Origin of the sequence: Flavobacterium ajazii (genome assembly GCF_010614725.1) — a bacterium.
In the GTDB taxonomy this organism is placed as follows: domain Bacteria; phylum Bacteroidota; class Bacteroidia; order Flavobacteriales; family Flavobacteriaceae; genus Flavobacterium; species Flavobacterium ajazii.
In genome coordinates this window covers 111840-127286 of the sequence record NZ_JAAEHL010000002.1, presented here as the reverse complement: position 1 = coordinate 127286, position 15447 = coordinate 111840, and the positions used below count along the sequence as shown (strand labels likewise).

Annotated in this window: 15 protein-coding genes; 9 read left to right on the top strand and 6 right to left on the bottom strand. The window is 33.5% G+C overall.

The annotated features are described in order from the left end of the window. Nucleotides 1-128: 128 nt before the first annotated feature. Both GWR14_RS03195 and GWR14_RS03190 read right to left on the bottom strand, forming a co-directional pair. Nucleotides 129-1085: a glycosyltransferase family 2 protein gene (locus tag GWR14_RS03195; RefSeq protein ID WP_163407611.1), complete on the bottom strand. Its 957-nt coding sequence runs from the start codon at nt 1083-1085 to the stop codon at nt 129-131. After that, nucleotides 1085-1603 carry a DUF4199 domain-containing protein gene (locus tag GWR14_RS03190; protein ID WP_163407610.1) on the bottom strand — a complete coding sequence of 173 codons (519 nt, stop codon included), beginning with the start codon at nt 1601-1603 and terminating at the stop codon, nt 1085-1087. The genes GWR14_RS03195 and GWR14_RS03190 overlap by 1 nt, the downstream gene beginning before the upstream one ends. 251 nt (nt 1604-1854) lie before the next feature. Here GWR14_RS03190 and GWR14_RS03185 point away from each other — a divergent pair, with 251 nt between their 5' ends. From GWR14_RS03185 to GWR14_RS03175, 3 genes are all read left to right on the top strand, one after another. Beyond that, entirely contained in the window at nt 1855-2109 is a 255-nt protein-coding gene (locus tag GWR14_RS03185; protein ID WP_011921626.1) for a type B 50S ribosomal protein L31, read from the top strand. 193 nt (nt 2110-2302) lie between these two features. Continuing rightward, a complete protein-coding gene (locus GWR14_RS03180; protein WP_163407609.1) occupies nt 2303-3478 on the top strand; it encodes a GlmU family protein in 1176 nt (391 codons plus the stop codon). 229 nt (nt 3479-3707) lie between these two features. Then, the gene (locus GWR14_RS03175; protein WP_163407608.1) at nt 3708-5342 is read left to right on the top strand and encodes an ABC-F family ATP-binding cassette domain-containing protein; all 1635 of its coding nucleotides are present in this window, start codon (nt 3708-3710) and stop codon (nt 5340-5342) included. 69 nt (nt 5343-5411) lie between these two features. Here GWR14_RS03175 and GWR14_RS03170 read toward each other — a convergent pair whose 3' ends face one another. Then, on the bottom strand, nt 5412-6872 hold the full coding sequence (locus GWR14_RS03170; RefSeq protein ID WP_163407607.1) for a S41 family peptidase: 1461 nt from the start codon (nt 6870-6872) through the stop codon (nt 5412-5414). A 161-nt stretch (nt 6873-7033) separates the two neighbouring features. Here GWR14_RS03170 and GWR14_RS03165 point away from each other — a divergent pair, with 161 nt between their 5' ends. The 5 genes from GWR14_RS03165 to GWR14_RS03145 all read left to right on the top strand — a co-directional run bounded on the left by GWR14_RS03165 (nt 7034) and on the right by GWR14_RS03145 (nt 10418). After that, nucleotides 7034-7543, top strand: coding sequence for an RNA polymerase sigma factor (locus tag GWR14_RS03165; RefSeq protein ID WP_163407606.1), 510 nt, complete (start codon nt 7034-7036; stop codon nt 7541-7543). Next, complete coding sequence (locus tag GWR14_RS03160; RefSeq protein ID WP_163407605.1) at nt 7530-8021, top strand: hypothetical protein; 492 nt, start codon at nt 7530-7532, stop codon at nt 8019-8021. Before GWR14_RS03165 ends, GWR14_RS03160 begins: the two co-directional genes overlap by 14 nt. Nucleotides 8022-8036: 15 nt before the next feature. Then, nucleotides 8037-8609, top strand: a complete 573-nt coding sequence (locus GWR14_RS03155) for a DUF4252 domain-containing protein (RefSeq protein ID WP_163407604.1) — start codon at nt 8037-8039, stop codon at nt 8607-8609. A 1-nt stretch (nt 8610) separates the two neighbouring features. Then, complete coding sequence (locus GWR14_RS03150; protein ID WP_163407603.1) at nt 8611-9153, top strand: DUF4252 domain-containing protein; 543 nt, start codon at nt 8611-8613, stop codon at nt 9151-9153. Nucleotides 9154-9362: 209 nt separating this feature from the next. After that, nucleotides 9363-10418 (top strand): virginiamycin B lyase family protein, encoded by a 1056-nt coding sequence (locus tag GWR14_RS03145; RefSeq protein ID WP_163407602.1) that lies wholly within the window; start codon nt 9363-9365, stop codon nt 10416-10418. Nucleotides 10419-10492: 74 nt separating this feature from the next. Here GWR14_RS03145 and carB read toward each other — a convergent pair whose 3' ends face one another. Further along, nucleotides 10493-13348 (bottom strand): carbamoyl-phosphate synthase large subunit, encoded by a 2856-nt coding sequence (gene carB, locus GWR14_RS03140; protein WP_163407601.1) that lies wholly within the window; start codon nt 13346-13348, stop codon nt 10493-10495. Nucleotides 13349-13493: 145 nt separating this feature from the next. Next, nucleotides 13494-13655: a 50S ribosomal protein L34 gene (gene rpmH, locus GWR14_RS03135; RefSeq protein WP_008464848.1), complete on the bottom strand. Its 162-nt coding sequence runs from the start codon at nt 13653-13655 to the stop codon at nt 13494-13496. A gap of 169 nt (nt 13656-13824) precedes the next feature. Here rpmH and GWR14_RS03130 point away from each other — a divergent pair, with 169 nt between their 5' ends. Continuing rightward, a complete protein-coding gene (locus GWR14_RS03130; protein WP_163407600.1) occupies nt 13825-14340 on the top strand; it encodes a DUF2892 domain-containing protein in 516 nt (171 codons plus the stop codon). A gap of 196 nt (nt 14341-14536) precedes the next feature. Here GWR14_RS03130 and GWR14_RS03125 read toward each other — a convergent pair whose 3' ends face one another. Next, the gene (locus GWR14_RS03125) at nt 14537-15196 is read right to left on the bottom strand and encodes an alpha/beta hydrolase (RefSeq protein ID WP_163407599.1); all 660 of its coding nucleotides are present in this window, start codon (nt 15194-15196) and stop codon (nt 14537-14539) included. Nucleotides 15197-15447: the final 251 nt, after the last annotated feature.

Below are 15447 nucleotides of genomic sequence, written 5' to 3'. Positions count from 1 at the left end.
CTTTTTTAATGTTTATAAATAAGTTTTTTCAGGAGCTAAATCCTGCTGTTCACTATATCTTTTGTGTCCCGATTGCTATCGGGACCGCCACAAAAGGATGCCGTTCCCATCAGGGCTGGGGCTTTACGTTAAAAATTAACCTCGCGGGCAACTTTATATCGGGCTTCGTTGCTTTTAGTACGTAAAATAATTTCGCCTAAAAATCCGGCCAAAAACAACTGAGTTCCTAAAATCATTGTAGTTAAAGCAATATAAAACCATGGATTATTGGTTACCAGTGTGTATTTCATTCCGGTATACATGTGGTAAAGCTTAGAAAAGCCAATATAGCCTGCAGCTAAAAATCCAATGATAAACATAAAAGAACCAATCGCACCAAACAAGTGCATTGGTCTTTTTCCGAATCGAGATAAAAACCAAATCGTAATCAAATCAAGGAATCCGTTAATAAAACGTTCCATTCCAAATTTGGTTTCGCCATATTTTCTGGCCTGATGTATAACTACTTTTTCACCGATTTTTCCAAATCCGGCATTTTTAGCCAAAACCGGAATATATCGATGCATTTCGCCTGAAACTTCGATGTTTTTTACGACAACATTTCGGTAAGCTTTTAAACCACAATTAAAATCATTTAACTCAACGCCCGAAGTTTTTCTGGCTGCCCAGTTAAATAATTTTGAAGGCAGGTTTTTTGCCACAACAGAGTCGTAACGTTTCTTTTTCCAGCCGGAAACTAAATCATATTTCTGAGCTGTAATCATTTCGTACAATCCCGGAATTTCATCCGGACTGTCCTGTAAATCGGCATCCATTGTAATGATGACATCACCCTGGGCCTTTGCAAAACCGGCGTGTAAGGCCTGCGATTTTCCGAAGTTTTTCATGAAGCGAATTCCTTTCACATTCGGATTTTCGTTAGAAAAACTTTCGATAATATTCCACGAATCATCTGTACTACCGTCATCTACAAAAATGATTTCATAAGAGTAATTGTTAGACTGCATCACTTTAATAATCCATGAGTAGAGTTCTTTTAGTGATTCCTCTTCGTTTAGAAGCGGTATAAGTATAGATAAATTCACTATTGCTGTAATGGTTTAGATTTGATAATTGCTGATACGATTAAATTGAATATAGAACTGACTACGATTGAAAAAAGTCCTCCCTTAATAAGATTTCCAATAGAAAAATTATCGTTTTTTAATAATTCATTTAGTTCAGATGAGGTTTTTCCCATAGCTTTAAAAAGTTCTAATTGTTTTGAGTTCATAAAATTATTTATCTCAGGTTTAAATTCAGGAGCTATATGGTTGTATAAGATGTAGTTGAATGTAATTGATATAAATATTCCAATGCTTGTCGATATTAATAAAGTAGTAAAAGAATCTTTTAAAGTAATTGTGTTTTCTAATTGTTTTTTAGTTATAATAGCTTGAAATATCCTTATGCCCCAATATGATAACCAAACAATAATGCCAAATAAAGAGCTTTTATAAACAGTGGATCCCCCAACATATACAAAGGTTTGTGACAGACAAGCAACAATTCCTATGATTAAACCAAATGTAATTCCATTCTTCTTTATAACTTCATTAATCATATTTTTTTATATGTTTTAAAATTAATCCACAAATATAGCAATTCCCAATATAATCGAAGATAAAAAAAGCTTTTTGAAATTAACTAAAAAAAAGCAGGTTAAGTATTTGTTTATTAAAAAAGAATTGTAAATTTGCACACTCAAAAATAATTAAATTTTTAAATAAAAAGAGTATCATTTGTTTATACCTTTTTCTAACCATGAGAAAGCCTCAAAATAAAAATGCTCTGAAACAATAAATAAAAGAAAAGATGAAAAAAGGAATTCACCCAGAAAATTACAGATTAGTTGCATTTAAAGACATGTCAAATGATGACGTTTTTATCACTAAATCTACAGCAGATACAAAAGAAACAATTGAAGTTGACGGAGTTGAGTATCCAGTTGTAAAAATGGAGATTTCCAGAACATCTCACCCTTTTTATACTGGTAAATCTAAACTTATCGATACTGCAGGACGTATTGACAAGTTCAAAACTAAATATGCAAAACACGCTAAAAAATAATAGCTGTTTTATATTGATACAAAAGCCTTCCATTTGGGAGGCTTTTTTTATGGCTTAAATCTAATTTTTCGAAAATAATCAGAAGAGTTTTCTTTGTTTTATGAAAACAGATCTTTAGTCTAACGCATAAATATTTGTAACTTTGGAAATGATAACCAAATCAAGATTTTAACAAGTACCAAATTTATTATATATGAACTACATTCTTTTTGACGGTCCCGTTCGAAACGCTTTATTACCTTTTACTTTTACAAGGCCCGTGGCTGATATCTTAATCGGAATCATGACGATTCGTCAAAAATGGGAAGCCCGTTTAGGATCTACAATCACTACAATTACAGAAGAATATTTGTCTGCCAAATTTCCGATGGTAGAAATGGAGGAAAATGTAATGATAAACGCAGCATATTTGCCAAATGATACGCTTGTTGAAATGGTTTCCGAACTAAAGGAAAATCAGGCAATTTTTAAAGGTGATGATGTAATTGCTTTTTTTACAACCGAAAATCAGGAAGAAGTTGATTTTGACTCATATGAAATTATTCAGTACAATGATGATTGTCTAACGGTTGAGCATACCTGGGATATTTTTTCTAAGAACGATGCTGCAATTCGTGCAGATTTTGCTTATTTGATAGAAGGTCGTAAATCACAGCCAATTCCAAAAAGTGTAAATGTTATTTCTCCTGAAAATATTTTTATTGAACAAGGAGCGAAACTGGAGTTTGTAACTTTGAATGCTTCAACAGGTCCTATATATATAGGTAAGAATGCTGAAATTATGGAGGGAACTGTAATTCGGGGACCTTTTGCTTTATGTGAAAATGCACAGGTAAAACTGAATGCAAAAATTTATGGAGCCACAACAGTTGGGCCGGGATCCAGAATAGGAGGAGAAGTTAAAAATGCTGTTCTTTTTGCAAATTCAAATAAGGGACATGATGGATTTTTAGGTGATTCTGTTTTGGGTGAATGGTGTAATATTGGAGCAGACAGTAATAATTCGAATCTGAAAAATAACTATGAAGAAGTAAAATTATGGAGTTACGAGACGGAAGGTTTTGCTAAAACCGGACTTCAGTTTTGTGGTCTGATGATGGGGGATCATAGTAAATGCGGGATCAATACGATGTTTAATACAGGGACGGTAGTAGGTGTGAGTGCTAATATTTTCGGAAGCGGTTTTCCTCGTAATTTTGTTCCGAGTTTTTCATGGGGCGGAGCAGCTGGTTTTACAACTTATATTACCAAAAAAGCTTTTGAAACTGCAAAACTGGTTATGGCTCGCAGAAATATTGAATTTGATGAAACGGAAGCTGCAATTTTAGAGCATGTTTTTGAGGAAACAAAAAAATGGAGAAAAGACTGATTTAATGAGATAATTAGTCAATTTGAAAATGAGATAATGAAAACCCGATAGTCTTAAAACTTTCGGGTTTTGTTTTATTTAAGATTTTGAAAATTATCTAATTCTCAAATTGGCACATTTTCTAATTATCTCATTGACACATTGTCTAATTAATCTATCTTTGCGGCTTCAAAAAAATACTTGCTCAGAAAACGAACAATCTAAGCAGTCTAAAATCTAAAGATCTAACATGATTACAGTTAACGATATTTCGGTTCAGTTTGGCGGAACTACACTTTTTAGTGATGTTTCTTTTGCTATTAATGAAAATGATAAAATTGCCCTTATGGGTAAAAATGGTGCGGGAAAATCGACACTTTTGAAAATAATTGCAGGAGCAAACAAACCTTCTACCGGAAGTATTTCTGCTCCTAAAGAAGCTGTAATCGCTTATCTGCCTCAGCATTTGCTAACCGAGGACGGAGCTACTGTGATGGAAGAAGCGTCTAAAGCTTTCAGTGAGATTTTTAAAATGAAAGCCGAAATTGATGAAATCAACGAGCAATTGACCGTTCGCACAGATTATGAAAGCGATGATTACATGAAGCTAATCGAAAGAGTTTCTGACCTAAGCGAGAAATTTTATGCAATTGAAGAGGTAAACTACGAAGCAGAGGTTGAGAAGATTTTAGTTGGTCTAGGTTTTGAGCGTGAGGATTTTGGTCGCCAGACTTCTGAGTTTTCAGGAGGATGGAGAATGCGTATTGAACTGGCAAAGATTCTATTAAGAAAACCAGATTTGATTTTGCTGGATGAACCTACTAATCACATGGATATTGAAAGTATCCAATGGTTAGAGGATTTTTTATTGACTCAGGCCAAAGCAGTTGTGGTTATTTCGCACGATAGAGCATTTGTAGATAATATCACCAATCGTACGATCGAAGTGACAATGGGGAGAATTTACGATTATAAAGCAAAATATTCTCATTACTTAGAACTTAGAAAAGATCGTCGTATTCATCAGCAAAAAGCATATGATGAACAGCAAAAGATGATTGCTGATAACCGAGCGTTTATCGAACGTTTTAAAGGAACGTTTTCTAAAACAGATGCGGTTCAGTCTCGTGTAAAAATGCTTGAAAAACTAGAAATCGTTCAGGTTGATGAGGTGGATACTTCTGCATTACGATTAAAATTCCCACCTGCAGCACGTTCTGGTCAATATCCGGTTATTGTAAAAGAAATGTCTAAAGCTTATGGTGATCATGTTGTTTTTAAAGACGCTAATATTGTAATCGAGCGTGGTCAGAAAGTTGCTTTTGTCGGGAAAAACGGAGAAGGAAAATCAACAATGATTAAAGCGATTATGAAAGAAATTGGTGTTGATTCCGGAAGTGTAGAAATTGGTCATAATGCACAAATTGGATATTTTGCTCAAAATCAGGCAGCTTTGTTGGATGAAAATGCAACAATTTTCGAAACAATTGATAGTATTGCGGTTGGAGATATCAGAACCCAGATTAAAAACATTTTAGGAGCTTTCATGTTTCAGGGTGATGATATTACCAAAAAAGTAAAAGTACTTTCCGGAGGAGAAAAAACACGTCTGGCAATGATTAAACTATTGTTGGAACCTGTTAACTTGTTAATTCTGGACGAGCCTTCGAATCACCTTGATATGAAGACAAAAGATATTATTAAAGATGCGCTTCGTGATTTTGACGGAACTTTAATCCTGGTTTCTCACGACCGTGATTTCCTTGACGGATTGGCAACTAAAGTTTTTGAGTTCGGAAACAAACGTGTAAAAGAGCATTTTGAAGATATAGCAGGTTTCTTAGCGCATAAGAAAATGGATTCTATGAGAGAAATTGAAAAGTAATAAAATGCTTTTCTTTTTAAAGAAAAATGCCCCAAAAGATTTTTTTTGGGGCATTTATTTTTTGTTTTTTTAGTTTTTCAAAGGACTATCTATGTACATTTCACGACCAAAACGGCGCATTGATTTTGAGTCTGAAAAATAAGGGAGAGTCTGGTCTTTGTCTGTTTGTGTTCTTTTTGCTGTTGAACCTGTAATTTTTGAGATAGCAAGATTTAATAAAGGTTCTGACGGGTCGCCTAAAACACCGTATGTAAAAACACTTTCGGTCTGTTGGTAGGTCGGTGGTAGTCCTCCTGTGTAATCTCCAAAGTTAGCTGAATTTGTAATTTTAAAGACCAAAGGCTGCATCGCATATTTATGAGTTGGATTTACTTTGGTTTTTGATAAGGTTTCAGAATCATAAACTGTAAAAGAACCAACATTTTTACCTACAGTGGTCTCACCAATTTGAATCACAGTGATGTATGGTTTTAGGCCATTTACTACCAATTCACTGGCTGAGGCAGTACTTCCGGTTGTTATAATGTAGACAGTGTTTAGATTTAAACTGTTCAAAGTGGCTCCACTGCCTGTTTTGTCCGTAAATCTTTCATTAAATGATTCAAGGTCATCATTGGTTAAACCTGTCATTATTTTAGAATTATATTGTCTTTTTGAGAATACCTGGTCCTTAAATTGTCCTGTAATCATACTTGCTAATAATGTTGCAGAATGAACAGAGCCACCACCATTGTATCTTAAATCCAAAACTAAATCTGTAACTCCTGATGTTTTTAATTGTGAGAAAGCCTGATTAAGGGCATCGTCATATTCATTATAGAAGCCATTATACATTAAATATCCAATTTTGTGGCTGCCTGAAGTTATTGTTTTGGTGATTAAGACCGGGTTTTCTTCTAAAACCGTTTTGGTAAGAGAAACAGATTTTCCATTTAGAACAAAAGTACTTCCGTTATAATCCGCCAGATTTAAAGTGTAACTATCAGAATCTAAAAGTAATGATTCGTAGTTGGAAATGGTAAGCGGGGTACCGTTAACACTCGTAAATAAGTCTCCGCGTTTTATACTTTTGCCCGATGCGTCTGAGTTAGGAATAATGTATCGTATATAACCTACTAAATTGTTCGATCCTGTAGATTGTCTGCTTAATCTAAAATCAATACCACTGTTTTTTGTAATTCCGTTTAGTTCTTGTTCTAAAACAGTATAATCGTCTACAATCCAGCTAAAACGATCAATTGCATCTCCGTTAGGATACTTGCTTTCAGGTTTATTTAATAAATCTTCAAATAAATCTTCCGGTTTTGAATATCCTTTCAAAAATGAATCCAGCGCATTTTGGTCTGCAAAACGGTTATCGGCAAGGTTTGGTACATCAGCTTGCCATAAATAAACTTCATTTAGTCCTCTCCAAATAAAATTATTTATTTGGAGATTTTTTGGAGTAGCAACATCATCATTGTCATCACAGGCCTGCAGGCTAAATGCTGCCAAAAATAATAAAACTAAATTTTTTGATATTCTTTTCATATACTATTAGGTTTCATATTGTATCAACGTAAAAATAGTATCTTTAGTTTTAACTTGAATGTATTGTAGGACTTTTTTGCAATATATTTTTTAATTTGATTGTAACAAAATTAATAGTTACTCGTCTTGATTATATAAGCTAACGAATAACCGTATAATTTATGAACCAAAATGTGTTTATAGAATTAGTAAATCCTTTCAAAGACAAAGTTTTTCGTCTGGCAAAACGATTGCTTGCCAGTACAGAAGAAGCTGAAGATGCAACTCAGGAGGTAATGGTTAAGTTATGGAATAAAAAAGAAAGTTTAAGTACTTATAATAATGTTGAAGCTGTGGCGATGACGATGACTAAAAATTATTGCTTGGATCAGTTAAAATCAAAAAGAGCAGATAATCTTAAAATTGTGCACAATAATTTTACAGATCGAGAACCTCAATTAGATAAAAAACTCGAAGACTCGAATAGTTTAGAATGGGTTGAAAAAATAATAAATCAAATGCCGGAACAACTTCAGGTGTTGATTCAATTGCGGGATGTTGAGCAATATGAATTTGAGGAAATTGCAAAAATTGTAAATATGAATGAAACTGCAATTCGGGTAGCACTCTCAAGGGCAAGGAAAAAAATTAGAGAATCAATGCTTAATGCACACAGTTATGGAATTAAATAAAATAGAAAATATATTAGAAAAATACTTTCAGGGAGAAACAACTATTGCAGAAGAAAACGAATTAAAAGAATATTTTTCTTCACCGGATGTTGCGCAGCATTTGGAGCAATACAAACCTATTTTTGCCTATTTTTCTAAAGTAAAAGAACAAACAACAACGTATGAACCGGAGAGCTTCGCTCGAACAGGAGTAGCAATTCCACTTCAATCCAGGAAACGTAAAGTAGCGTGGTTATCGATTGCGGCATCAGTTGTTCTTTTACTGGGTATCGGAACTTACTTTTTTGTGAGCGAACAAAATAATGCAGCTGTAGTGGCTTCGCAAACAGAGTTAGGAACCTACGATAATCCCGAAGAGGCCTTAAAAGCAACACAAAAGGCTTTGAATTTATTATCAAACAATGTTAATGTAGGTATAGAAAGTGTGCAATACATTAAAGAATATGAACAATCAAAAAACAAAATTTTTAAACAGTAATTAAATTTGATAAAAATGAAATCAATAATTGACAAATACAGAAAAAATAATAATAGGATAGGTAGTAAAATCATTTTGACATTGGTTTTTGCTTTAATTAGTCAGTTTTTTTATGCACAAAGTGCTTTTGATAAATACGACGGTCAGGATGATGTGACGTCTGTGATTGTAAACAAAAAAATGTTTGATATAATGAGTAAAGTAAAAGTTGATCCATCTGATAAAGAAACTCAGCAGTACATGAATCTTATTAAAAAGCTGGATAATTTAAAAGTATTTACAACCAGCAATCCAAAAGTGGAAGCAGATATGAAACTTTCGGCTGATAAATATATTAAATCTGCGAGTTTAGAAGAATTAATGCGTATCAGCGATAGTGGTAAAAATGTGAAAATCTACGTTAAATCTGGTACAAGCGACACAAAAATAAAAGAGTTGTTTATGTTTATTGATGGCGCAAAAAATGAAGATACTGTTTTGTTGTCCTTAACAGGAAACTTTGATCTGAATGAAATTTCAGTATTGACAGACAAAATGCAGCTTCCGGGTGGTTCTGATTTAAAAAAGGCTTCAAAAGGCAAAAAATAGTATGAGAACCACTGTTTTTACTTCAGTTTTTTTTGTGTTGCTAACTTTAATAAGTTGTAATTCTGAACCTTCACTTCAAAAGTATTTTGTTGAAAATTCGGAGAAAAAAGATTTTATTGCTTTAGATGTTTCGCCAGATATTTTAAATGTTGACAAAGCAAAATTATCCGAAGAACAAACTGAAGCTTTGAATTCTTTTGATAAAATGAATGTTCTGGCTTTCAAAGCAAATGATAAAAATCAAACACAATTTGAAACAGAAAGAGCCAGGGTAAAAGCCATTTTGAGAAATCCTAAATATCAGGAATTAATGAAGGTTGGTTCTGGTAAAGATGGTGCTTCTATAAGTTTTGTTGGTGCCGATGAAAATATAGAAGAATTTGTGATTTTTGCTAACCGAAAAGAAAATGGTTTTGCTGTGATTCGTATTTTGGGTAAAAACATGAATCCGAATAATATAATGACTTTAATGTCGGTTTTAAAAGAATCAAAAATAGATATGGAACAATTAAAGCCTTTACAGGAATTGGCTAAGGCTAAATAATACATCTTAATTAAAAACAGAAAGCTCCAAAAAGGAGCTTTTTTTATGTCAGAATTTTATTTATCAAACTTTGTTCTAAGATAACTTAAATAAAAAAGCTAAAATTTTAATTTTTTAATAAAAATAAAAATAAGGGTATATTTTCTTATAAAAAAGTAAAGTCTCATGAGTGGAAATTTTATCTTTGGATTAATATAAAAATTTAATGCATGAAAAAAGTTTTACTCTTAGCTCTATTATCAACGTTTAGTATCAATGCACAAACTCCAACTAATTATGTAACAGGATTGGGGGTTCCTACAGGAATTGCATTCGATGGTTCAGGAAATTTATTTGTCGCAGATTATAATGCTTATAAAGTGACTAAAATTACTCCAAGCCTTACACAGTCTATTTTTATTAGCACACTAAATGCTTCCCCACAACAGATTGCTTTTGATGGCAGTGGAAATCTTTGGATAGCTGGATCGGGTAATTTCGGCAATGAAATTACAAAGACGACAGCAGCCGGAGTTGTTACTTCTTATACAGCTACAAACAGTCCATACGGAATAGCTATTGATGCTTCTGGAAATGTTTATTATTCAGAAGCTAATTCTGGAAATATTAAAAAAATAACGACTGCCGGAATAACTTCGACTTTTGTAACTGGTCTTACGACACCAAACGGATTGGCTTTTGATAAATTGGGTAATTTAATTGTTGCTGACAAACTTGATGGTGCAATTAAAAAAATAACTCCTGCAGGAGTTGTTAGTACTCTAATTTCAGGAATGAACAACCCGGCCAATGTAGCTTATGCTCCAAATGGGGATTTGTATATTTCGACAGGATCACAAAATAGAATTTTTCGATTCCCTTCCGGAGGTGTTGACGGAGATCAGGTTCAATTTATCAGATTTAATACAGATTATGATACTCCTGCCCAAATGGCTTTTTACAATGGTGCATTATATGTTAGTACAGGTTCGAGTACAAAAAAAATAATTAAAATAACAGATCCTGTTTTAGGATTAGGAGATGTACAGAATTCTGGCAATAATGAATTTACCATTTATCCTAATCCGGCAACAGATTATTTATATATCGAAAATAACGAAGCTGATTTAAAAGCGATTCAATTATTCGATATTGCAGGTAGGCTGGTTGCAGAATTTAAATCGTCAGAAGCGAAAGACAATAAAATTATTTTACCACCTAATTTAACTTCTGGAAATTATATTTTAAAAGTTAATAATGTGTCTAAAAAGATAATCGTAAAATAAATATTTAGATATTTCAAGCAAAAAGCCTCAAATTTTAAATTTGAGGCTTTTGTTATTTTAAGAAGTAAATATTACTATTTACTCAAATACATTTTTCTTCTAGAGTACAATTCATAGAATTGATCATCTTTTAAGTCATCAATAAACAAGATACTTTCTCCTGTTGATTTCATTTCTGGTCCTAACGCTTTGTTTACGTTCGGGAATTTACTGAAAGAAAAAATAGGTTGTTTGATTGCAAAACCGTTTAATTGTGGGTTGAAATCAAAGTCAGTTACTTTGCTGTGACCTAGCATTACTTTTGTAGCGTAGTTTACGTAAGGTTCTCCATAAGCTTTTGCAATAAACGGAACCGTTCTTGAAGCTCTTGGGTTTGCCTCGATAATATAAACCGTATCATCTTTAATCGCAAACTGGATATTGATTAAACCTACAGTTTTTAAAGCTCTTGCAATTTTATGCGTGTGATCTTTAATTTGCTGCATTACAAACTCTCCTAAGTTAAAAGGAGGTAATGTTGCGTTACTATCTCCAGAGTGAACTCCGCAAGGCTCGATGTGTTCCATAATTCCGATGATGTAAACATTTCCATCAGCATCACAGATTGCATCAGCTTCTGCTTCGATTGCGCCTGCTAAGTAGTGATCTAATAATAATTTGTTTCCTGGAATTGCTTTCAACAAATCGATAACATGTTCTTCAAGCTCTTTTTTGTTGATTACAATTTTCATTCCCTGACCTCCTAATACATAAGAAGGACGAATTAAAAGAGGAAAATCTAAAGTATCTGCTAATTTTGAAGCCTCGTCAGCAGTTTCTGCGATTCCGAATCTTGGGAACGGAATGTTTAACTCAGTTAATAAGTCAGAGAAACGTCCTCTGTCTTCTGCTAAGTCAAGCGCGTCAAAACTAGTTCCGATGATTTTTACACCGTATTTAGATAATTTATCTGCTAATTTAAGCGCTGTCTGACCTCCCAACTGAACGATTACACCTTCTGGTTTTTCGTGTTGAATGATGTCATAAATATGCTCCCAGAAAACTGGTTCGAAGTATAATTTATCAGCTGTATCAAAATCTGTAGAAACCGTTTCAGGATTGCAGTTAATCATGATCGTTTCGTAACCGCATTCTTTTGCTGCTAGAACTCCGTGTACACAAGAATAATCAAACTCGATTCCCTGTCCGATACGGTTTGGTCCGGAGCCTAAAACGATCACTTTCTTTTTATCTGTTACGATACTTTCGTTGTCTACAAAGCGTTCTCCGTTTGCTTTTTCGATTTCGGCTTCAAAAGTAGAGTAATAATAAGGAGTCTGTGCTTTAAACTCAGCTGCACAAGTATCAACCAGTTTAAATACACGGTTGATGTTCATGTCTGTACGTAAAGTATGCACTTCACTTTCAAGACAACTCATCATGTGAGCGATTTGTCTATCTGCAAAACCTTTTTGTTTTGCTTCAAGCAATAATTCTTTTGGAAGATTTGAAACTTTGTAGTTTGAAATTTCTTTTTCTAAAGTATAAAGCTCTTCATATTGTTTCAAGAACCACATATCGATTCTTGTAATTTCATGGATTGTGCTCAATGGAATTCCCATTGCAATTGCATCATAAATCACGAATACACGATCCCAACTTGCATAGGTTAGTTTCTCGATAATTTGCTCGTAATTTTTGTATCCTTTTCCATCAGCTCCTAAGCCATTTCTCTTAATCTCTAAAGACTGTGTTGCTTTATGAAGTGCTTCTTGGAAAGAACGTCCAATTCCCATAACCTCACCTACAGATTTCATCTGAAGCCCTAAAGTTCTGTCTGAACCTTCAAATTTGTCGAAGTTCCAACGTGGTATTTTTACGATTACGTAGTCTAAAGTTGGTTCAAAAAGAGCCGAAGTAGATTTTGTAATTTGATTTTGTAATTCATCTAAGTTGTATCCTAAAGCCAATTTAGATGCAATTTTAGCAATTGGATAACCCGTTGCTTTTGATGCTAAAGCAGAAGAACGAGATACACGAGGGTTGATCTCGATGGCTACGATATCTTCTTTTTCGTCTGGCGAAACTGCAAATTGTACGTTACATCCTCCAGCAAAATTTCCGATACTTCTCATCATTAAGATAGCGTAGTCACGTAATTTTTGGAAAGTTGTATCTGATAATGTCATTGCAGGCGCAACTGTAATCGAATCTCCAGTGTGGATTCCCATTGGGTCCATGTTTTCGATAGAACAGATAATTACAACGTTGTCATTTTTATCTCTTAAAAGCTCTAACTCGTACTCTTTCCATCCCATCAAAGCTTTATCAATTAAAACTTCGTGAATTGGAGAAGCTTCAAGCCCGCGGGTTAAAAGCTCATCAAAATCTTCTTTTTTGTAAACCACAGCTGCTCCGGTTCCTCCAAGTGTAAATGAAGGGCGAATTACAAGCGGGAAACCAAATTCCTGAGCAATTTCTTTTCCTTCTAAGTAAGAAGTAGCTGTTTTTGCAGGTGCAGTTGGGACATTAATTTTTTCTAAAAGCTGTTTAAACTGCTCTCTGTCTTCTGTAATATTAATAGCATTAACATCAACACCGATTAATCTTACTCCGAAATCTTGCCAGATTCCTTTTTCCTCAGCTTCCAAACACAAGTTTAATGCTGTTTGTCCTCCCATTGTTGGTAAAACTGCATCAATTTGTGGATGTTCCTTAAGAATTTCAATAATCGATTTTGTCGTTAAAGGTTTCAAATAAATATGATCGGCCATAGATGGGTCGGTCATAATTGTCGCTGGGTTTGAGTTAATCAAGATAACCTCAATTCCTTCTTCACGAATCGAACGAGCAGATTGAGATCCTGCATAGTCGAATTCGCAAGCCTGGCCAATAACAATAGGTCCTGAACCTATAATTAAAACTGATTTTATTGATGTGTCTTTAGGCATTTTATATGTATTGTGTAGTTATTTACGATTTTAAAAAACGCTTCTAGTGTGCTATAAACTAGAATGTTGAGAAAATTTTTACCGACAAGGTATAAAAAAAGGCGATACTAAAAAAGTAATCGCCTTATGTATGTTTATACAAACATTATTTTTTGTGTCTAGGCTCGCTAGAAACAGTTAATTTATGTCTTCCTTTTGCTCTTCTACGCGCTAGAACTTTTCTTCCATTCGCAGAAGCCATTCTGTCCATAAATCCGTGCTTATTTCTTCTTTTTCTTTTCGATGGTTGAAATGTTCTTTTGCTCATTGCTTTGTATCTTTAAAAATGGTATCTATTAACTCGTTATTTTGGTTTTGGATATCGTTGTTCAAAAACCGAGTGCAAATATACAAAGACTTTTTTTTCTGGCAAGCAGTTTTATAAAAATATTTTTAATTCCTTTTGCTATCTTTGCAGACACAAATATACATCTATTATGTTTAACAAAATTATAAAACTTATTCTGGCCGGACTTCTTGTAGTGGCGGGCATTTGGCAATTTACAGAAAGTAATATCGGGAATGGTATATTTCTTATTTTACTGACAGCAATTCCAATTTTTCTTTATTTTAAAAACGAGTTTATCCTTTTAGCTTTCCTTAAATTAAGAAAACAAGACTTTGAAGGCGCTAAAAAATGGCTGGCATACATCAAAAATCCTGAAACGGCATTGGTAAGAAAACAGCAAGGATACTTAAATTATTTACAAGGGATCATGTTGTCTCAGACTAATATCAATCAGGCTGAAAAACATTTCAAAAAAGCAATTGAACTTGGATTGTCAATGGATATGGATTTAGCTGTTGCTAAACTTAATCTTGCAGGAGTTGCCATGTCACGAAGAAGAAAACTGGAAGCGACTAATTTACTGAATGAAGCTAAAAAATTAGACAAACAGGGGATGCTGAAGGAGCAAATCGCAATGATGAAAGAACAAATGAAGAAAATCTAAATTCTTTAAATTACAATATTTAAAATCCCAAATTCCAAATTTTTTGGAATTTGGGATTTTTTTTTGGAGCTGTTTACTGCTATCCGCTTGTATCTTTAATGGTGAATCCCCGCAATTAAAGGTACGCTGCTTCTATTATGGCTAAGGTAATTGATAGGTTAAAAACTTGGAATTTGGAATTTCTAAATTTGGAATTTTAAGATTCTAATATAATCGAAGGTAAATTTTCATTCAGCCATTTGTATTTATTCAGAATCATAATGTGAGTACCGCCTTTTACAACAATGCATTTGTTGATGTATTTTATAGGAAAAACATCATCCTGATCACCATGAATATGAATTACCTTTTCATCTATTTTGTCTCTATCCCATAAAATAACAGATTCTACGGCCCACTGCAGGTAATTAAGATCCCGTACAGCCAAAAACTTCTCGTACAATTTGATGCGTTTATTCACTTTTTCTCCAAATGAGTATTTGGCAAGATTCTCAATATTTAAAATGAGTTTCATCGGGATGAGTTTGTAAGCTTTTGTAGTTTTCCCGATTTTCATTCTCCTTGGAAATTCAACATTGCTTCTGACGCTCGAAATAATAATCACTTTTCGGGCTTCTATATGTCTGGCCATTTCCTGAACCAGAATTCCACCAAAAGAAACGCCAATTAAAACCGGATTTTCGTGTTGAATGTTTTTTGTAATCCGAAGTGCATAATCCGATAATGATTCTTTTGGGTTTGGAATTTCCCATTCGAGCAGAAACATTTCAAAAACAGTTTCATCTAATTTAATTCTTTCAAAAATGGTAGGACTAGCAGCTAATCCAGGCATAAAATAAACAGGAATTTTGCTCATTTTTCAGAGAGTGATTTTAAGTTGAAGCTAAATTTACCTTTTTTACTAATATACATGGCAATTCTTAAGCTTAATTATAATAAAATTAATAAACATTATTATTTAAAATCATTCTACATCTTTCAATAAAATGTCTTTTATTGAAAATCAAATGATTATCTTTGCAATCCGAATTCTTTGAAGGTAAAGAACTTATTAAAAGATTTTATCGGATATTAATTTCACGTTCATTTTCTAATATTTTTTATTCA